The sequence below is a fragment of the Devosia sp. GW821-FHT12F11 genome (assembly GCF_058806655.1).
In genome coordinates, this window is record NZ_JBXAPX010000006.1 from 317,694 (window position 1) to 334,954 (window position 17,261).

Sequence of the window (17,261 nt, forward strand, 5' to 3'; positions counted from 1 at the left end):
TGCAGTTGTCGCGGTTATCGGTGTTGTGCGCATCGGCCTCAGCCGCTGAACCGCCCCGGTTCCCAATTCGCCAGTACCGCCTGCTGCAGGTCGATCTCTTCCATGATTTCGCGCAGCACCTCGTCGTCGAGCTTGCGCTCGTCGCGGGCGGCGACCAGCGCGGTGCGGCGGGCCTCCAGCACGGCGCGGCCCAGCTCGAGCACCATGGAGTCGTGCTCGGTATGCGACTGGCGCTCGGCGGCGTCTTCGACGCTGGCGCGCTTCAGCATCTGCTCGGCGGCGGCGCGGGCTTTCGGATCGGTCTGGCCATCGCGGAAGGTGGTGATGGCGGCGCGGCCGGCGGCGTCGGCGATGTCGCGGGCGATGGCGTGCTGGCTGGCGCGATACTTGTCTTCAGCCGGGTCGGAGATGCCGAGCACGCCGATCAGCCAGGGGAGAGTCAGGCCCTGCACCAGCAGCGTGCCGATCGTCACCGCGAAGGCGACGAACTGGATGAGGTCGCGGCCGGGGAAAGCGTCGCCCGAGAGCGTCACCAGCGGAATACCGGCGGCGGCGGCGAGGGTGACCACGCCGCGCATGCCGGTCCACGAGATCACCAGGTTCTCCTGCCAGCTGAACGGCTCGGGGACATCGTATCCGCCCTGTCGCAGCACCTCCCGGCGACGCTCGAAGCGACCGTCACGCCGGCCGAACCGTCGCGGCGGTTTCTCGCCCGCCTCCATGCGGGCAATGGACTCGCGCACCCGGCGGGTCTGCCAGCGTGAGACGAAACCGGTGCCGAACACCCAGCCGATGCGGACGAGGATCACTGCCACGAGGACGATCAGCGACAGTCCGAGCAGTTCGATCAGGCTGAAGCCGGTGGCCGTCGCCTCCTCGATGACGAACCTCATCTGCAGGCCGATATAGGCGAAGACGAAGGCCTCGAGCAGCGCATCGGCGGTGCGCCAGAACTGGCGCTCCTGGATGCGGGCGGCATAGCCAGCTTCGGTGGAATTGTGCCCCAGCGAAAAACCGGCGGCGACCACCGAGAGAACACCTGACGCCCCCACTTCTTCGGCCACGAGGTAGGCGGCGAACGGCACCAGCACGGAGAGCACGGTGACCAGCGAGGCGTTGCTCATGCGCAGCCGGGTGCGGTGGACGATGGCGCCGATCACCATGCCGATGACGATGCCGACGGCCACGGCGTAGATGAAGTAGAAAAAGCCGTTGTCGATGAACAGATGGCGGCCGGTTACCGTCGCCGTGGCGAAGGCGAACAGGGTCAGCGCCGCGGCGTCGTTGATCAGGCTCTCGCCCTTCAGCACGGTCATCATCCGGCTGGGGAGCCCGAGCTTGCGGCCGACCGCGACGGCGGTCACCGCGTCCGGTGGCGAGACGACGGCGGCAAGCACCGTCGCCACGGCCAGCGTCATGCCGGGAATGATCGAGGCCGATACCGCGCCCACCACCGAGGTGGTCACCAGCACCAGGATCACCCCCAGGTTGATGATCGAGGGCAGCCGCCGGATGAAGCTGATGAACGAGAACTCGGTTGCGGCCGAATAGAGCAGGGGCGGCAGCACCACGGTGAGGATGATCTCGGGCTCAAGCTCCAGCCGCGGCAGGCCAGGGATGAACGAAGCGGCGAGGCCGACCAGCGCCAGCAGCAGCGGCGCCTGGATGTTGCGCCGTTCCGCAAAGATGGTGACCGCAATGGCTGCGATCATCACCAGGAGGATCTGTGAAACCATGCGCTGCCCCGTGCCCGACGTCCCAGTGATATAGGGCAGGATCGCGTTTCGTTGAATCGCACTCCCGCCCTAAATTTTCGTTTGGTCGCGAGATCGAACCGGAAAAGTCTGCAACTTTTCCTGATCTCGCTCCGCGCGGGACGTGGAAAAGGAAAGAAGCGCTTGGCGTTGGTGGCAGAGGGACCCTATATTGGCGGTGCTGCCCGGTGCGTGTTGGATCTTATTTCCCTGGGGCCGTACTGATCCTAAAGGGAGCTGTACCTGACCGGACCCGTGGGTTCGGACATACGGCGCCCACCTACGTAAGTAGGTTCCCAGGATCTGTATCCCACGGCCAGGGCGGCACCTGAATTCCTCGGTATTCCGAGTTGCGGGATCGAACCGCAAGAGCCTGCAATTTTTCCGGATCCCGCTTCCAGAAAGCCCGATGAGCGACGCAAAGATCGAAGAGGCGAAAGCGGCGCTGCGCGCTGTGGCGCACAAGAAGCGGGCTGCTTTCCACCCGTCGCTGCGCAGCGACGCCGCCAAGGCGGCCGCCGAGCATTTCTTTGAAGGCGTGCCGCTCAACAAGGGCGAAGTGGTCGCCGGCTACTGGCCGATCCGTGACGAGATGGATGTGAAATCCGTGGTGGCCCGGCTGATGGATGCCGGCCAGCCGGTCTGCCTGCCGGTGGTGCTGGGCGACGAGCAACCGCTCGAATTGCGGATCTGGGAAGATGGCGCTCCGCTCTACGAAGCGGGCTTCGGCACGCTGGCGCCGCCTGAGGAGGCGCCGCGCGCTCAACCCGATGTCATCATCATGCCGCTGCTTGGCTTCGACAAGCATGGCACCCGGCTCGGCTATGGCGGCGGTTACTATGACCGCACTTTGGCGACGCTCAGCAAACGCCCCCGCCTGATCGGCTTCGCCTTCGCGCTGCAGGAGGTGGATCTGATCCCGCGCGAGGCGCACGATGTGCCGCTCGATGCCATCGTCACCGAGCATGGCGTGCGCAACTTCGACAAAAAGGCGCCGGTTACGTGAGAGTATTGTTCCTGGGCGACGTGGTCGGCAAAGCCGGCCGCGATGCCGTTTCCGACCGCCTCGCCGGGCTGGTCGACAAGCACAAGTTCGATTTCGTGGTGATCAACGGCGAGAACGCCAGCCATGGGCGCGGCCTCACCGAGGGGCATTTTACCGAAATCAAGGCGGCGGGCGCCGATGTGGTGACGCTGGGCGACCATGCCTTCGACCAGCGCGACACGCTCACCTACATCGCTCGCGAACCGACGCTGCTCAGGCCGATCAACCTGGCGCCCGGCACGCCGGGGCGCGGCGCCAACCTCTACGAGAGCCGCGCCGGGCACCGCGTGCTGGTGATCAATGCGCAGGGCCGGGTGTTCATGGACCCGGTCGATGATCCGTTCCGAGCGGTGGAGACGGCCGTCGCCGCGTGTCCGCTGGGCGAGCAGGCCGACGCGATCATCCTCGATTTCCATACCGAGGCGACCTCGGAAATCCAGGCGATGGGGCATTTCCTCGATGGCAAGGTCAGCCTTGTCGTCGGCACCCACACGCACATTCCCACCTCCGACCACCGTATCCTCAAGGGCGGCACGGCGCTGATGGCGGATGCCGGCATGTGCGGCGACTACGACTCGGTGATCGGAGTCGAGGTCGACGAGCCACTCAACCGCTTCCTCACCGGCATCGCCACCGGCCGCTTCACCCCGGCCGAAGGCGAGGCGACGCTGAGCGGTATCGCGATCGAGACCGATCCGAGGACCGGTCTCGTCGCCAAGCTGTCGCCGCTCAGGGTCGGTGGCTCGCTGGCCCAGGTCGAGCCGGCGTTCTGACCGTTACGGCACCTTGGACGGGTCGATCTGCGGTACCGATCCCTGTTCCTCCACAGCTGGCCCGGTCTCTCCGGTCTCAACCTTGGTGAAGGTGCACTTCTGGCCGCTCGGCAAGTGGCCGTAGAAGTCGCCTCGCTCATTGGAATAGGGCAGCGGCAACTTGAACACCTCGCCGGGGAGCCAGTCCTTCTTGAGCTCATAGGTCATCCATTCGCCTGACGGCAGGACGAAGACGATCTTGGTACCCTTCGGTATCGTCACGTTTCCACTGTTCTGGAGCCCAATGTAGAGCTGCGCCGGCTCCACGGAATTGTTCCAGTTCACCGCACATTTGAACTCCACCTTGCCGGCGAGATACCAGGGGGTGTCCTCCGCCGGCTGCGGCAACTGCTTGCTGTCCCGCTCTGGCTTGAGCTTGATGGAGCAGGCCGCAATGGCATCGACGCCGCCGATATCGATAGCGATGTCCATTGCTTGGCCGGGGTACCAGTCGGCGGTTACCTTGTATTGCTTCTGGATGCCACCCGGCTGCACATAGACGGTGACTATGGTGCCGGCCGGGATCAGCTTGCCGGTATCGTTCGTCACCAGCACCCCGACGATCTCATCGTCATCCCAAGTCAACTTGCACAGCATCCCAGGCGAGCCCTTGGGCAGCCGGCCAGGCTGCGCCGGGTTGGCGCGCTCCTCGGAGCTGTCCTTCTCCTTCTGTTCGATCGTCGGCCGATCCGGTTCGGTCGGCCGCGTATCCCGTGTCTGACTGAAGGCCGGCGTCGCGCCGGCCACCACTACCGCGGCCATCAAGGCCAGCGAAAATCTCTTAAATGCGTCCATCTCAGGCTCTTCCTGCTGGCGGCCCCAATGCCGCGCTGATGGACAGGGATAGGGTCTCAGGGCTGAATGTGTGCTGATATCCGCATTTATCGCGGGTTCATGTTATAAAACCCGCCAATACCACGGATAATGTTGTGCCTGTGGTCATCGTCGAGCCGACCGAAGCGTTACGCGTCACGCGCACTTTATTTTCCGCCCCGCCGCCCCTATAACCGCCCACCACCATTGCCACACATGCCAGAAACAGGGGTGACCGCATGGCCGGCCATTCACACGCCAAGAACATCATGCACCGCAAGGGCAAGTCCGACGCGGCTCGCTCGAAGGTGTTTTCGAAACTCGCCCGTGAAATCACCGTCGCCGCCAAGCTCGGCATGCCCGATCCGGCGTTCAACGCGCGCCTGCGCCTCGCGGTGCAGAACGCTCGCGCCCAGTCGATGCCGCGCGACAATATCGAGCGCGCCATCAAGAAGGCAGCGGGCAATGACGGCGAGAACTACGAAGAGATCCGCTACGAGGGCTATGGCCCGGGCGGCGTCGCCGTTATCGTCGAGGCGCTGACCGACAACCGCAACCGCACCGCTTCGAACGTGCGCTCGACCTTCTCCAAGAACGGCGGCGCGCTCGGCGAAACCAACTCGGTCGGCTTCATGTTCGATCGCGTCGGCGAGATCTTCTACCCGGCCACCGCCGGTTCGGAAGACAAGGTGATGGAAGCGGCCATCGAGGCCGGCGCCGATGACGTCGAAAGCGACGAAGACGGCCACTGGATCTACACCTCGTTCGAACAGCTGAACGAAGTGGCGGCGGCGCTCGAGAAGGTGCTGGGCGAAGCGGAATCGGCCAAGTTCATCTTCAAGCCGCAGAACGAAGTGCCGGTCGACGCGGAAAAGGGTGCGACGCTGCTCAAGCTGATCGGCATCCTCGAAGAGGACGACGACGTGCAGAACGTCTACAGCAACTTCGATATTTCCGACGAAGACATGGCGAAGATCGACGCCGCCTAAGAGCGGCTTCGACTTCGAGATCGACGCCGCCTAAGGGCGGCTTGGTTTGACAAATTCGGGCCCGGGCAATAGTTCGGGCTCGTTACGCCGAAAAAACGTAGGCCGGTTAAGGTGAGTCCGGCCCTCCCGCGAGGGAGATTGTCCCGCCGCTAGACCAGGATTGGTCGCGAGATCGAACCGGAAAAGTCTGCAACTTTTTCCTGATCTCGCTCTAGAGGCGAAGGACCCACGGCAAGCCGACGAGCGTCCGATCCCGGGCGCCCGCTGCTTGTTGGGATATGGGTCGATGCAATCACTGCCAGCTACATGCCCTCATGCCGCGTGCGTCACGGAGCCGGTCGCTCGACCGTTCCACCACGCTCATCAGGACATCACCATGCAGTTCAATCACGCTAATTTCGCCGTCGCCGATGTGCGCGCGGCTGCCGAGTTCTTCACCCGGCATTTCGATTTCGCCATTGTCGGAGAAGCCCACGACAACTTCGTCGTCCTTGTGGGCGAGGGCGGCTTCGTCCTCAACTTCATGGCGACCGGCAAGGCCGAGACCAGCTATCACAAGAACTTCCACGTCGGCTTCTTCGTCGGCAGCGTTGCCGAGGTCCAGCTGAAGCATGCCGAACTCGTCGCTGCCGACTGCGATCCAGGTGACGTGCAGCAGTTCAGCCGCGGCGGTGCCCGAACGACGACGTTCTACTGCCCGGCACCCGGTGGCTTCCTCGTCGAGGTGGCCACCACCGCGACGGATCAAGCGGCAGCGGCCGGCAGCGTTTCGTAGTGCGCGATGGACGTGACTGCGATGCAGTTGCGTCCATTCTGCTTGGCCGCATAGAGCTGCTGGTCGGCCAGCCGGAACAGTTCTGCGAAGGGCAGGTAGCGATCGTACACAGCGCCGCCGACGCTCACCGTCAGCTGGTGTGGCTTGCCTTCGGGCGCGAACGCGGCCCCGTGCACCGCGCGCCGCAGGCGCTCGGCGACTGCTTCGGCAATCAGCAGGGTGGTGCCGGGCAGGTACACCGCGAACTCTTCCCCACCGATCCGCCCGATGAGGTCGGCGGAGCGCAGCACGGCGCGGATCGAGGTGGCGATCAGCCGCAACGCGGCGTCACCCTGCTCATGGCCATAGGTATCGTTGATCGCCTTGAAGTTGTCGGCGTCGATCACCAGAAGCGTGCCGCGCATGCCGTCTTCAGCGAATCGCGCATCTGCCAGGGCTTCCTCGACCGCGCGGGTGAAGGCGCCCCGGTTCAGCAGATCGGTCAGCGCATCGGTTGCTGCGTAACGGCGCAGCAGCTCATGGGTAATCGCCAGTTCGCGCAGCTTGCTCAGCAGGAAGAACAGGATCGGGCCGGCGAGGCCGAGCGGCACCAGCACGTCGAGCATGATCGACCAGCGCAGGTCATCGGGGGCGAGGCTGTGGAAGTTGAACGAGTCCACGAACAGCGAGACGGCAATGCAGCCGGCAGCACCAAGTGCGGTCCAGAGGAAGACGCGGCCCCATCCGGTGGGTGAAAAATCCAAGACTCGCGTCCCTTCAGCACTTCTGCGCAGAGGGCCGGAACAGTAGGCGGGGCGAGTTGAAATCGCCTCAAGCCACCGGATTGGATTTTATCTTTCGCCGCCTATCTATCGGCGCCGACCTGTCGTCTTGGGGCTGCGGTCAGCGGATCGCGGCGCTCATTGCCGCAAGGTCGGCATCGCCGGCATTGCGTCCGAGTTCGACGCGGTTGCGTCCGCCGTGCTTGGCTTCATAGAGGCGGCGGTCGGCGATCCGGAACAGCTCCGAGAAACCGGAGTCGCCGGCGCAGACGGCGCCGCCGATGCTGACCGAAAGCCGCTGCACCATGCCCTCCGAAGTCACGAACAGGGCGTTCACCGCCGCGCGGATGCGCTCGGCGGCGCCGCTGGCGACGTCGTGCCCGGCATCCCTCAGGAACACGCCGAATTCCTCGCCGCCGATGCGGCCGACCAGATCGCCGTCACGCACGCTGTCGCGGATGGCGCCGGCGATCAGCTGCAGCACCTCGTCACCGCGCTCGTGGCCGAAGCGGTCATTGACGGTCTTGAAGTGGTCGGCATCGATGACCAGCAGCGTGCCGTAGCCATCGGTCTGGCCGAGGCTCGAGCTGACCCGCGAGGTGAAGGCGCGGCGGTTGAGGCAATCGGTCAACCAGTCGGTGGAGGCGAGCAATTCCAATCTGCGGTTGGCATCGCGCAACTGCGCCGAGCGTACCTGCAGGAACAGCAGGACCGGGCCACCCAGCGCGGTGGGCATGGCGAGGGCCAGCACGGTGCCGACGGTGTTCATCCCCTGGTTGAGGGACATCATGACGAGATTGGACATGACCCATGACCCGACGGTAGACGCGACCAGGATCAGGGCCGTGCGCTGCCAGGCGATGCGCCATTCGGAACGTGGCAGTGCATGGGTCTTCATTTCCGTGTCCCCCGGAGCGAGTGCCCCCGCTTAAGGGACGAATGCTTGAATGCTGATTAATTCGCTCATGCGGATCGCAGCTAAATCGGTGCAGTGTTTCTGTTTCGTTCACAAAGCACTTGGTAGGGTCCGGCTCCTGACCTAAAGCTTCGAAATGGCTGAAACAGTGCGAATCATCGGGATCGATCCGGGGCTGCGGCGCTGCGGCTGGGGCATCATCGAGAGCAACGGCAACCGGCTGAGCTTCATCGCCTGCGGGACGATTACGCCGCCGGTGGACGGGATATTGGCCGACCGGCTGGTGGCGCTGCATCGCGGCATCACGGCGGTGCTCGACGAGTATGCACCCGAGGAGGCGGCGGTGGAGGAAACCTTCGTTTCCGCCGGCGCGCGCTCGGCGCTGCAACTGGGGCAGGCGCGCGGCGTGGTGCTGATGACGCCGGCTCTGCGTGGGCTGCCGGTCGGCGAGTACGCCGCCAACCTGGTCAAGAAATCGGTGGTCGGCACCGGCCACGCCGAGAAGGCGCAGATCCAGATGATGATCAAGATCCTGCTCCCCACGGCATCATTCAAGGGCGCCGATGCGGCCGACGCGCTGGCCATCGCGGTCTGTCACGCCCACCATCGCGCCATCCGCAAGCTGAGTGTTCCTGCATGATCGGCAAACTCAAGGGCATGGTCGACGGCTTCGGCGACGACTTTGCGCATCTCGACGTCAACGGCGTGGTCTACGAAGTGTTCTGCTCGGCCAAGACGCTGGCGGCGCTGCCGCAGGTCGGCCACGCGGCGGTGGTCCATACCGAGATGATCGTCCGTGAGGACATGATCCGGCTCTACGGCTTCTTCACCGAGGCCGAGAAAGCCTGGTTCACCACGCTGATGACGGTGCAGGGCGTGGGTAGCCGCGTGGCGCTTGCCATCCTTTCCGTCCTCACCCCATCGGAGCTCGCCAGCGCTATCGCGCTGCAGGACAAGGCAATGGTCGGCCGCGCCAACGGCGTCGGCCCCAAGCTGGCGGTCCGCATCGTCACCGAGCTCAAGGGCAAGGCGCCGGCGGGAGCAATCGATGCCGGCGTGCTGGGCCTGCAGGCGGCGCTGGGCGAAGGGGTCGCCGCAGGCAATGTCGCCGACGCGGTCTCGGCACTCACCAACCTCGGCTATTCGAGCGCGCAGGCATCAGCCGCCGTGGCGCGGGTCGTCGGCCGAGAGGGCGATGACGTGCCGACGGACAAACTGATCCGGCTGGGGCTCCGGGAGCTCAGTTCGTGATTGGCGGCGCAGGACCGCGGGACCGCCTGATTGGCATCTTCGTCCTGTTCGCCATGCTGCTGGTGACGGGGCCTACCATTCTGAACTTCATCGATTTGGTGATCCATGGTCCCACGGCTTCGGCGCTGTCCTATCTATTCCCAAGCTCGGTGCTTTACGCGTTCTGGTGCCTTGCTGTTCTTCTGCGTTCGGCGGTTCGGGCACCGATTGGCCTATGGGAGCACCTCATCCTGCTGCCGCTGAGCGTGGCAGTGTTGATCGGGACAGTCTCAGTCTCGTGGGGCTGGTTCGATTGGTTGCCATCAGGCCCTTCGTTTAAACGGGACGGGCTTCGCTTCTTCGAACTGGTAACCACCTTTCCCTGGCTGGCCATTCAGTACATAGCGATAATGGTCATCGGCTCGCGGGTCGGGACGCGAGACAAGATATGAACGCCAGCCTGAACCCCCCGCCTATGGGTTAGTAACATGCCTTCTGCCATCGAGAATCTTGAGACGCTCATACTCCCGAAGGTGGACCCTCTGGTGATCCCCGACGCGGTAATGCTTGTCGCAAACGAACTAGGGCTGACCGTCACGCTTACCTGCAGGGATGCGCCGGAACAGTATGAGATCACGAAAGGTGGTGCGCCATGCGGCTACATCCGGGTGCGGTGGGGCGGAATGTCTGTTAGCTACCCTGACGCAGGTGACGAAGACCTGTTTGCCGGCCCCGTCGACGGCTTCGGCGGCTTCACCGACCACGAGCGGGAAGCTAAGCTGCTCCTGGCTCTGGGCCTCATCGCGGCGCGGATGCTGAAGCTTTGACCGACCTCACCTCGGCCCAGGCCGGTCGCGATGACCCGCTCGACGTTTCGCTGCGACCCTCCGGCTTCTCCGAGTTCATCGGGCAGGCCGAGGCGCGGGCCAATCTCGAGGTGTTCATCCAGGCCGCCAAACAGCGCGGCACGGCGCTCGATCACGTGCTGTTCGTCGGCCCGCCGGGGCTGGGCAAGACGACGCTGGCGCAGATCGTGGCGCGCGAACTCGGGGTCGGGTTCCGCGCGACCTCGGGGCCGGTGATCGCCAAGGCCGGCGATCTAGCGGCACTGCTCACCAATCTCGAAGAACGCGACGTGCTGTTCATCGACGAGATCCACCGGCTCAACCCGGCGATCGAGGAAGTGCTCTATCCGGCGATGGAGGACTATCAGCTCGACCTGATCATCGGCGAGGGCCCGGCGGCCCGTTCGGTGCGCATCGACCTCGCGAAGTTCACATTGGTCGGCGCCACGACCCGGGCGGGGCTGTTGACCACGCCGCTGCGCGACCGCTTCGGCATTCCGATCCGGCTGAATTTCTACACGCCCGAAGAGCTGGTGAAGATCGTCGAGCGCGGCGCCCGCCTGCTCGGCATCGGCATGGCGCCGGATGGGGCGATGGAAGTCGCCCGCCGCTCGCGCGGCACACCGCGCATCGCCGGCCGGCTGCTCCGCCGGGTCACCGATTTCGCGCTGGTCGATGGCGCCAAGGAGATTACCCGCTCGGTCGCCGACAAGGCGCTGCTGCGGCTCGACGTCGATGCGCGCGGGCTCGACCAACTCGACCGACGCTACCTCAAGGTGATCGCCGATTTCTACGGCGGCGGCCCGGTGGGGATCGAGACCATCGCCGCGGCGCTGTCGGAACCGCGCGACGCGCTCGAGGAAATCGTCGAGCCCTACCTGATCCAGCAGGGCTTCATCCAGCGCACGCCGCGTGGCCGCATGCTGACCGCGCTGGCGTTCCAGCATATGGGCATCAGCGTGCCGCAGGGCTTTGTCGGCATGCAGGGCAGCCTGTTCGAGGAGCCGGGCGAGGAGTGAGCCGCCGGATGATCTCGTTCGACCACGGCACGACGCGGTTCCAGTTCCGCGCTGCGGCGATCATCCGTCGCGAGGGACATGTGCTGATACACCGAGCGACTACCGAGGACTCTTGGGCGCTTCCCGGTGGGCGGGTCGAGATGGGCGAGATCAGTTCCGAGGCGCTGGCGCGCGAGCTCGAGGAGGAACTGGGCGTCGTAGGGAAGATCGGCCCCCTCGCCATCGTGATGGAGGACCTGTTCCGCTATGACGGCCGGGTGATCCACGAGATGGGGTTCTACTACCCGGCTGAGATTCCGCCGAGCTTTCCGTTTTCGACCGATGCGGTCTGCCACCAGGTCGCCGACGGCGGTGCAACGCTCGAGTTCAGATGGGTCCGCAATGATGCGAAGACCCTGGCAGCGATGCCGCTGTTCCCGGTGGAGCTGCGCGGCGGCATGATAGAGCTGGAGCCGCATCCGATCCATGTCGTCGTGAACGAGCTATGACCAGCAGCCATTTCACCGCCCGCGTCTACTACGAAGACACCGACTTTTCCGGCAATGTCTATCATGCGGCGTACCTGCATTTCTTCGAGCGGGCCCGGACCGAGTTCCTCAGGGAACGCGGCGTGCATCACTCGGAACTGGTGAAGGACGGCATCGCCTTCGCCGTGCGCAGCATGAGCATCGACTTCAAGGCGGCGGCGCATATCGACGACCTGCTCGAGGTGACGACCGAGGTCGCCTCGCTCACCGCGGCGCGGCTCAACCTGGTGCAGTCAATCAGCCTCGCTGGCGTCGAGATCACCCGGGCCGCGGTGCAGGTGGTGGCAATCAAGACCAGCGGCGGGGTAGCCCGGATGCCCCGCGAACTGGTGGATCTGCTTAAGGCGTAACAAAGGGCCGCCAGCGAACCAGCGACCCCAAGGATTGGCGTCAGACTGACGTCCTACATCGCAGCGGGCTTTACCTGTCCGCGGATTTCGCCATCCGGGAACTTTGCCGTGTGCAGATTGAAGTACCAGGAGCCGCCCTGCAGCTGGGTGGCCTGTTCGTCGGTCAACGTGGCGTTGCCGTTAATCGGGCTGGCCAGCGGGTCGGCAAGCGGCACGACCGGAGCGGCATTGGCGTCCTCGGCAGCCGGGCCGTGGAAGTGAGCGCCGGTAGCATCCCCGCTCAGGCCGTCATAGGTGACGGTCCAGGTGAAGACCTTGGAGTCGGTATCAAACGTCGCTTCCACCTTGCCCGTCGCGGTCGAATCCGTCGGCGGCACTTCGGCAGCGCCGGTCAGCTCTGCGCTGAACTTCAACTGCTCGGCGAACGCCGGCATGGCCGAAAATGCCAGGATGGCGGCAGAGGCGAGCAGCGTGCTCTTCAGGTTGAGATGCATGGGGATCTCCCTTTCGTTGTTTGTGCTTGTTGTGGGACGACCGCGAACCCCCAGAACGGGCGGCCTGGGGATGAACGCATTACCAACCGTAGGGTTGCGCTGCGCCGATCTGCCGCGATCACACAAACGCGAGGAATCGCTTTGTTAACACTTGCTTGACCATAAGTAAGGCAGTGCACCAGCAGCGCTGCCAAAGGTCCGGAAAACCGGGCTTTTCTCTTAAATTTGACAAATTTGAACCGCATCGACCCGACGATCAGGTTTCGGTCGTCGGGGCCGGACTGAGAAGGACCCTTACATGGAAGCCATGGATGCAGTCGGCACGGTCGCTCCGCATGCCGACCTCTCAATCTGGGCACTGTTCTGGCAGGCGGACCTCGTCGTCAAGACGGTGATGATCGGGCTGCTCGCCGCCTCGGTCTGGTGCTGGGCGATCATCGTCGACAAGTCCATGCTGTATGCGCGCGCCAAGAACGAGATGAACCGCTTCGAGCGGGTGTTCTGGTCGGGCCAGTCGCTCGAGGAACTTTACCAGCAGATGAGCGAGAAGCCCTCGATGGGGCTGGGCGCGGTGTTCGTCGCGGCGATGAAGGAGTGGAAGCGCAGTCACGAACAGAACGCATCCTCGTTCGTCGGCGTGCAGGGTCGTCTCGACAAGGTGCTGGACGTGGCGATCAGCCGCGAGAGTGAGAACCTCGAGAAGCGCCTCGGTTTCCTCGCTACTGTCGGCTCGGCCTCGCCCTTCATTGGCCTCTTTGGCACGGTATGGGGCATCATGAACGCATTTACGGCCATCTCGGCCGCATCGAGCACCAATCTCAGCGTGGTCGCCGGGCCGATCGCCGAAGCGCTGTTTGCCACCGCACTTGGCCTGCTCGCCGCTATCCCGGCGGTTATCGCCTACAACAAGCTCTCGGGTGACGCGAACAAGCTGATCGGCCGGCTCGAAGGCTTTGCCGACGAGTTCTCCACCATCCTCAGCCGGCAGCTCGAAGCGCGGGGTGCTCGCTGATGGCAATGGCAGTATCCAGCGGCGGTGGCGGCGGACGCCGTCGTGGCCGGCGGCGTGGCGGCGGTTCCAAGCCGATGAGCGAGATCAACGTCACGCCGATGGTCGACGTGATGCTGGTGCTGTTGATCATCTTCATGGTGGCGGCGCCGCTGATGACGGTCGGCGTGCCGATCGAGCTGCCGCAGACGCAGGCCAAGCAGCTCAACACCGAGCAGAAGCCGATCACCGTCTCGGTTACCAACGAAGGCGCGATCTTTCTCGGCGACAATCCGGTGACGCTCGAGGATCTGGCCGCGCAGGTTGCCGCGGTGGCCGTCAACGGCACCGAGGACCGGATCTATGTGCGCGGCGATCTGGCGGCGAACTACGGCTCGGTGATGCAGGTGATGGGCGCGTTGTCGGGCGCCGGCTACGCCAAGATCGGGCTCATCACGGAACAGGCCGCGCAGCAACAGGACCAGTGAGCTGATGCGCACCGGGTTCACGGTTTCCACCATCGGGCATGTCGGGCTGATCGTTCTCGCGGTCGTCGGCATCGGCATGGGACGACCAATGGATCCGGAGCCGGTAGAGTCGATCGCCGTCGACCTGATCTCGGTTACCGACTTCGCCAATATCCGCATGGGTACGCTCGACAGCACGGTGGTCGAGACCGAGGCGCCGTCGATCGTCGAGGCGGAAAAGCCGGCGGAGCTGGCGCAGCCGACCGGCAACACCCAGGAAGACCAGCCGACCCCGATGGACAATCCGGATCCGACCCCGGCGCCCACCGAGCAGACCGCTCCGGCGCCCGAGGCGGCGGCCGAACCGGTGGTTGAGCCCGAACCGGAAGTGGCGCCGACCCCAGCGCCGCGCCCGGTGGTCGAGCCGCAACCTGAGCCGGTCCCCGAGCCGGTCGAAGAGCCGACCCCGGCCGAACCGACGCCGGTAGCTACACCCGAAGCCCCCAATCCGGCGGAGAGTGCGCCAAAGCCGCGGACGCACACCGCTTCGCTCGAGCAGAAGCGTGCCGAGTTCAAGAAGCAGCAGCAGGCCGAAAAGCAGAAGCAGGCCGACGAAAAGGCCAAGGCCGAAGCTGACAAGAAGAAGGCCGAGGAAGAAAAGAAACGCAAGGCCGCCGAGGAGAAGAAGCGGATCGAGCAGGCAAAGGCCGACGAGGCCACCAAGCTCGCCGATGAAGTCGCCAACCTCATCAACAACGAGGAATCGCGCGGCGCCACCACCGGTGCGGGCGGCGAGCCGACGCTCGGTCGGGAGGATGGCCGCTCGGCGACGCTCAGCCAGTCCGAGATCGGTGCGCTGGTGGCCCAGATTCGCGCCTGCATCACCTTGCCGGCCGGCGCCGAGGATGCCGATGCGCGCGCCGAGTTCACATTCTCGATCGGTGCCGACGGTATGGTCAGCGGCCGCCCGCAGATGATGAGCACGCCGAGCAGCCAGATCGAAGATGCCTATGCCCGGGCGGTGTCGCGCGCGCTGCAGCGTTGCGGCCCGTTCACCGTGGCAGCCGGGCAGGACGTGCGAGCCCAGTTTGCAGCGCGGGAGTTCTGAGTGACCCCGACGCCCGAGAAAGATGGAGACGTAAGATGACCCTGATCACCCGGCGCAACGCGCTCAAACTCGGCCTTGCGGGCGGCGCGCTGGCGCTTGCCACCCCGTCGCAGGCGCTGGTCGAGATCGTCGTCACCGGCGGCAACTTCACGCCGCTGCCGATCGCCATTCCGGATTTCGCCTCATCCGACCCGGCCTTTGGCGCCGAGATCGCGCAGATCGTGCGCGACAACCTCAAGCGCTCCGGGCTCTTCGTCCCGCTCGATCCCGCTTCGCTGCCGATCCGCGTCGGCGACGTCACCAACGAGCCGGACTTTGCCGCCTGGCGCGCCGCCACCGTCGATGCGCTGGTGATGGGCTCGGTGGAGCGCGGAGCGGAGGTCGCTTCGCAGGTGCGCGTCTGGGATACCCAGGCTTCGGCCCAGGTGGTCGGCAAGTCGTACAAGACCGATGCGCAGAACTATCGCCGCATCGCCCACATCGTCTCCGACGCGATCTATGCCTCGCTGTCGGGCGGCACCGGCTATTTCGATACCCGCATCCTCTACGTCGCCGAGAGCGGCCCCAAGGCCAATCGCGTGAAGCGCCTCGCCATCATGGACCAGGACGGCTTCAACGTGCAGTACCTGAGCTCGGGCAAGGCGCTGACCCTGTCGCCGCGGCTGTCGCCCGATGGCGGCACGGTGACCTTTACCTCGTACGAGGACGGTAACCCGCAGGTGTACGTCGCCGGCCTCGGCGGTTCGTCGAGGAAGCTGATCGAGGGCGCGCCGATGTCGTTCGCCCCGCGCTTCTCGCCCGATGGCGGTACCGTGGTGTTCTCGGTCTCCAACGGCGGCACCACCAATATCTACGCGGCCGGCGCCGGTGGCGGCAACCCGACCCAGCTGACCAGCGGCGCGGCCATCGATACCTCGCCCTGCTACTCGCCGGATGGTTCGCGCATCGTGTTCGAGAGCGACCGGGGCGGCAGCCCGCAGCTCTACATCATGGGTGCCGGCGGCGGTGGCGCGCAGCGCATCTCCTATGGCGAAGGCAGCTATTCCACCCCGGTCTGGTCGCCGGCCGGCGACCTCATCGCCTATACCAGGCAGTCGGGCGGGCAGTTTCACATCGGCATCATGAAGCCCGATGGCTCGGGCGAAAGGATCCTTTCGTCCTCCGGCCAGGTGCAGGAAGGCCCGACCTGGGCGCCGAACAGCCGCGTCATCGCCTTCTTCCGCGATCCGGGTGGCGATGCCGGCCCGAGCCTCCACTCGATCGACATCTGGGGCCGGAACGAGCTCAACCTCAAGACCGAGAGTTTTGCGTCCGACCCCGCATGGTCGCCGCTCAGGGGGTAAAGGCTTCGATTTAGAGAGGGCCGTGCGGGAAGAGTACCCCCCACCCTGTCCCTCCCCCACAAGGGGGGAGGAGACGCTCACACCGATGCCAGTGTTTTGGTCTCCTCCCCCCTTGTGGGGGAGGGACAGGGTGGGGGTGCTCTTCCCGCGCCGGTCTATCGGTGAAAGCCGCTCACCATTCCGTGTCTTCACGGCAACATCACGGAAAAGCCCGGATTCCGGCCACATTGGCGCCCGAATGACCAACAATTAACCAAGCACGACAACCCCGCCTTAAGATTACCAACGGTAAAAAAGGCGTCTCAAATCCTTCCGATTAGGAGTCAACCCGGATGCGTTCAGTAACGCCCCTTCTCGCCGTGCTGCGTGCTGCCGCGCTGGTGGTTCTCGTGGTCGCCGTGGCGGCCTGTTCGCGCAATGGCGCCGGCGGTACCGGCGTCGGCAATCTCGGGCCCGGCGGCGGCGCTCCCGGCAGCCAGCAGGAATTCCTGGTGAGCGTCGGCGACCGCGTGTTCTTCGAGACCGACTCCTCGAACCTCACCCCGACCGCCATCGCCACGCTGGATAAGCAGGCGGCCTGGCTCAACCAGTACCGCAACTACCGCATCCTGATCGAAGGCCATGCCGACGAGCGCGGCACCCGCGAGTACAACATCGCGCTCGGCGCCCGCCGCGGCTCGATCGTGGTGAATTACCTGGTGTCGAAGGGCGTCGACCAGCGCCGCATCACCACCAAGTCGTTCGGCAAGGAACGTCCTGTGGCCATCTGCAACGATATCTCGTGCTGGTCACAAAACCGCCGTGCTGTGACGGTGGTACAGTAGGCGTCGAACGGGCTTCGGGGCGGAGGCCGCGGCCACGCGGTGTCTCGCGCGTAATCCCCGAAGCTTTATCGACTGGAGGCATAAGCGCCGGGCGCCGCGTAATTGGGCCCGGCGCTTTCTTTTTGTCGAAATCCTGCGCTAATCCAAGCTGGTGCGGTCGACGGCCGCTCGTGACCCACTGGACCCCTCCCGGACCCGACG

21 protein-coding genes and 1 other RNA gene are annotated in these 17,261 nt (G+C 65.0%); 17 read left to right on the forward strand and 5 right to left on the reverse strand.

Annotated features, from left to right (window positions below; genetic code table 11):
* Positions 1-38: 38 nt before the first annotated feature.
* Positions 39-1,736, reverse strand: coding sequence for a cation:proton antiporter (locus tag AC1ROK_RS19145; protein WP_492849814.1), 1,698 nt, complete (start codon positions 1,734-1,736; stop codon positions 39-41).
* A 193-nt stretch (positions 1,737-1,929) separates the two neighbouring features.
* On the opposite strand from AC1ROK_RS19145, the gene ssrS reads away from it, so the two are divergent.
* The 3 genes from ssrS to AC1ROK_RS19160 all read left to right on the forward strand — a co-directional run bounded on the left by ssrS (position 1,930) and on the right by AC1ROK_RS19160 (position 3,572).
* Positions 1,930-2,086, forward strand: a non-coding RNA gene (gene ssrS / locus AC1ROK_RS19150) — 6S RNA.
* A gap of 77 nt (positions 2,087-2,163) precedes the next feature.
* Complete coding sequence (locus tag AC1ROK_RS19155; RefSeq protein WP_492849816.1) at positions 2,164-2,760, forward strand: 5-formyltetrahydrofolate cyclo-ligase; 597 nt, start codon at positions 2,164-2,166, stop codon at positions 2,758-2,760.
* Positions 2,757-3,572, forward strand: coding sequence for a TIGR00282 family metallophosphoesterase (locus AC1ROK_RS19160; RefSeq protein ID WP_492849818.1), 816 nt, complete (start codon positions 2,757-2,759; stop codon positions 3,570-3,572). The genes AC1ROK_RS19155 and AC1ROK_RS19160 overlap by 4 nt, the downstream gene beginning before the upstream one ends.
* Positions 3,573-3,575: 3 nt before the next feature.
* Here the strand turns inward: AC1ROK_RS19160 and AC1ROK_RS19165 are convergent, their stop codons facing one another.
* Positions 3,576-4,406: a hypothetical protein gene (locus tag AC1ROK_RS19165; protein ID WP_492849820.1), complete on the reverse strand. Its 831-nt coding sequence runs from the start codon at positions 4,404-4,406 to the stop codon at positions 3,576-3,578.
* Positions 4,407-4,663: 257 nt separating this feature from the next.
* Here AC1ROK_RS19165 and AC1ROK_RS19170 point away from each other — a divergent pair, with 257 nt between their 5' ends.
* Both AC1ROK_RS19170 and AC1ROK_RS19175 read left to right on the forward strand, forming a co-directional pair.
* On the forward strand, positions 4,664-5,413 hold the full coding sequence (locus tag AC1ROK_RS19170) for a YebC/PmpR family DNA-binding transcriptional regulator (protein WP_492849822.1): 750 nt from the start codon (positions 4,664-4,666) through the stop codon (positions 5,411-5,413).
* Between the two features lie 376 nt (positions 5,414-5,789).
* Positions 5,790-6,188 carry a VOC family protein gene (locus AC1ROK_RS19175; protein WP_492849824.1) on the forward strand — a complete coding sequence of 133 codons (399 nt, stop codon included), beginning with the start codon at positions 5,790-5,792 and terminating at the stop codon, positions 6,186-6,188.
* Here AC1ROK_RS19175 and AC1ROK_RS19180 read toward each other — a convergent pair.
* Together AC1ROK_RS19180 and AC1ROK_RS19185 are read right to left on the reverse strand one after the other, a co-directional pair.
* Entirely contained in the window at positions 6,158-6,931 is a 774-nt protein-coding gene (locus tag AC1ROK_RS19180; protein WP_492849826.1) for a GGDEF domain-containing protein, read from the reverse strand. The genes AC1ROK_RS19175 and AC1ROK_RS19180 overlap by 31 nt on opposite strands.
* A 139-nt stretch (positions 6,932-7,070) precedes the next feature.
* Entirely contained in the window at positions 7,071-7,847 is a 777-nt protein-coding gene (locus tag AC1ROK_RS19185) for a GGDEF domain-containing protein (protein WP_492849828.1), read from the reverse strand.
* A 154-nt stretch (positions 7,848-8,001) separates the two neighbouring features.
* Between AC1ROK_RS19185 and ruvC the strand changes: the two genes are divergently transcribed.
* The 7 genes from ruvC to AC1ROK_RS19220 are packed head-to-tail and all read left to right on the forward strand — an operon-like array spanning position 8,002 to position 11,836.
* Positions 8,002-8,505 (forward strand): crossover junction endodeoxyribonuclease RuvC, encoded by a 504-nt coding sequence (ruvC, locus tag AC1ROK_RS19190; RefSeq protein ID WP_492849830.1) that lies wholly within the window; start codon positions 8,002-8,004, stop codon positions 8,503-8,505.
* Positions 8,502-9,116: a Holliday junction branch migration protein RuvA gene (gene ruvA, locus AC1ROK_RS19195; RefSeq protein WP_492849832.1), complete on the forward strand. Its 615-nt coding sequence runs from the start codon at positions 8,502-8,504 to the stop codon at positions 9,114-9,116. Before ruvC ends, ruvA begins: the two co-directional genes overlap by 4 nt.
* Positions 9,113-9,547, forward strand: a complete 435-nt coding sequence (locus AC1ROK_RS19200; RefSeq protein ID WP_492849834.1) for a hypothetical protein — start codon at positions 9,113-9,115, stop codon at positions 9,545-9,547. The genes ruvA and AC1ROK_RS19200 overlap by 4 nt, the downstream gene beginning before the upstream one ends.
* A 36-nt stretch (positions 9,548-9,583) precedes the next feature.
* Positions 9,584-9,922, forward strand: coding sequence for a hypothetical protein (locus AC1ROK_RS19205; RefSeq protein ID WP_492849836.1), 339 nt, complete (start codon positions 9,584-9,586; stop codon positions 9,920-9,922).
* Positions 9,919-10,959, forward strand: coding sequence for a Holliday junction branch migration DNA helicase RuvB (gene ruvB, locus AC1ROK_RS19210; protein ID WP_492849838.1), 1,041 nt, complete (start codon positions 9,919-9,921; stop codon positions 10,957-10,959). Before AC1ROK_RS19205 ends, ruvB begins: the two co-directional genes overlap by 4 nt.
* 8 nt (positions 10,960-10,967) lie before the next feature.
* Positions 10,968-11,447, forward strand: coding sequence for an NUDIX domain-containing protein (locus AC1ROK_RS19215; RefSeq protein ID WP_492849840.1), 480 nt, complete (start codon positions 10,968-10,970; stop codon positions 11,445-11,447).
* Positions 11,444-11,836 (forward strand): YbgC/FadM family acyl-CoA thioesterase, encoded by a 393-nt coding sequence (locus AC1ROK_RS19220; RefSeq protein WP_492849842.1) that lies wholly within the window; start codon positions 11,444-11,446, stop codon positions 11,834-11,836. Before AC1ROK_RS19215 ends, AC1ROK_RS19220 begins: the two co-directional genes overlap by 4 nt.
* A gap of 53 nt (positions 11,837-11,889) precedes the next feature.
* On the opposite strand, the gene AC1ROK_RS19225 is transcribed toward AC1ROK_RS19220, so the two are convergent.
* Positions 11,890-12,330: a CHRD domain-containing protein gene (locus AC1ROK_RS19225; protein WP_492849844.1), complete on the reverse strand. Its 441-nt coding sequence runs from the start codon at positions 12,328-12,330 to the stop codon at positions 11,890-11,892.
* A gap of 307 nt (positions 12,331-12,637) precedes the next feature.
* On the opposite strand from AC1ROK_RS19225, the gene tolQ reads away from it, so the two are divergent.
* From tolQ to pal, 5 genes are all read left to right on the forward strand, one after another.
* Positions 12,638-13,342 carry a protein TolQ gene (gene tolQ, locus AC1ROK_RS19230; protein WP_326871262.1) on the forward strand — a complete coding sequence of 235 codons (705 nt, stop codon included), beginning with the start codon at positions 12,638-12,640 and terminating at the stop codon, positions 13,340-13,342.
* Positions 13,342-13,806, forward strand: coding sequence for a protein TolR (gene tolR / locus AC1ROK_RS19235; RefSeq protein WP_492849846.1), 465 nt, complete (start codon positions 13,342-13,344; stop codon positions 13,804-13,806). Before tolQ ends, tolR begins: the two co-directional genes overlap by 1 nt.
* A 4-nt stretch (positions 13,807-13,810) precedes the next feature.
* Positions 13,811-14,893 carry a UCP034077 family protein gene (locus AC1ROK_RS19240; RefSeq protein WP_492849848.1) on the forward strand — a complete coding sequence of 361 codons (1,083 nt, stop codon included), beginning with the start codon at positions 13,811-13,813 and terminating at the stop codon, positions 14,891-14,893.
* Between the two features lie 35 nt (positions 14,894-14,928).
* Entirely contained in the window at positions 14,929-16,236 is a 1,308-nt protein-coding gene (tolB, locus tag AC1ROK_RS19245; protein WP_492849850.1) for a Tol-Pal system beta propeller repeat protein TolB, read from the forward strand.
* Between the two features lie 332 nt (positions 16,237-16,568).
* Positions 16,569-17,060: a peptidoglycan-associated lipoprotein Pal gene (gene pal / locus AC1ROK_RS19250; protein ID WP_055999663.1), complete on the forward strand. Its 492-nt coding sequence runs from the start codon at positions 16,569-16,571 to the stop codon at positions 17,058-17,060.
* Positions 17,061-17,261 lie beyond the last annotated feature (201 nt).

Bases quoted from the DNA above. Each gene is read 5' to 3' on its own strand.
- AC1ROK_RS19145 (WP_492849814.1), bottom strand. From the start codon at position 1,736: ATGGTTTCACAGATCCTCCTGGTGATGATCGCAGCCATTGCGGTCACC.
- AC1ROK_RS19155 (WP_492849816.1), top strand. From the start codon at position 2,164: ATGAGCGACGCAAAGATCGAAGAGGCGAAAGCGGCGCTGCGCGCTGTG.
- AC1ROK_RS19165 (WP_492849820.1), bottom strand. From the start codon at position 4,406: ATGGACGCATTTAAGAGATTTTCGCTGGCCTTGATGGCCGCGGTAGTG.
- AC1ROK_RS19170 (WP_492849822.1), top strand. From the start codon at position 4,664: ATGGCCGGCCATTCACACGCCAAGAACATCATGCACCGCAAGGGCAAG.
- AC1ROK_RS19175 (WP_492849824.1), top strand. From the start codon at position 5,790: ATGCAGTTCAATCACGCTAATTTCGCCGTCGCCGATGTGCGCGCGGCT.
- AC1ROK_RS19185 (WP_492849828.1), bottom strand. From the start codon at position 7,847: ATGAAGACCCATGCACTGCCACGTTCCGAATGGCGCATCGCCTGGCAG.
- ruvC (WP_492849830.1), top strand. From the start codon at position 8,002: ATGGCTGAAACAGTGCGAATCATCGGGATCGATCCGGGGCTGCGGCGC.
- ruvA (WP_492849832.1), top strand. From the start codon at position 8,502: ATGATCGGCAAACTCAAGGGCATGGTCGACGGCTTCGGCGACGACTTT.
- AC1ROK_RS19205 (WP_492849836.1), top strand. From the start codon at position 9,584: ATGCCTTCTGCCATCGAGAATCTTGAGACGCTCATACTCCCGAAGGTG.
- AC1ROK_RS19215 (WP_492849840.1), top strand. From the start codon at position 10,968: ATGATCTCGTTCGACCACGGCACGACGCGGTTCCAGTTCCGCGCTGCG.
- AC1ROK_RS19220 (WP_492849842.1), top strand. From the start codon at position 11,444: ATGACCAGCAGCCATTTCACCGCCCGCGTCTACTACGAAGACACCGAC.
- AC1ROK_RS19225 (WP_492849844.1), bottom strand. From the start codon at position 12,330: ATGCATCTCAACCTGAAGAGCACGCTGCTCGCCTCTGCCGCCATCCTG.
- tolQ (WP_326871262.1), top strand. From the start codon at position 12,638: ATGGATGCAGTCGGCACGGTCGCTCCGCATGCCGACCTCTCAATCTGG.
- tolR (WP_492849846.1), top strand. From the start codon at position 13,342: ATGGCAATGGCAGTATCCAGCGGCGGTGGCGGCGGACGCCGTCGTGGC.
- AC1ROK_RS19240 (WP_492849848.1), top strand. From the start codon at position 13,811: ATGCGCACCGGGTTCACGGTTTCCACCATCGGGCATGTCGGGCTGATC.
- tolB (WP_492849850.1), top strand. From the start codon at position 14,929: ATGACCCTGATCACCCGGCGCAACGCGCTCAAACTCGGCCTTGCGGGC.
- pal (WP_055999663.1), top strand. From the start codon at position 16,569: ATGCGTTCAGTAACGCCCCTTCTCGCCGTGCTGCGTGCTGCCGCGCTG.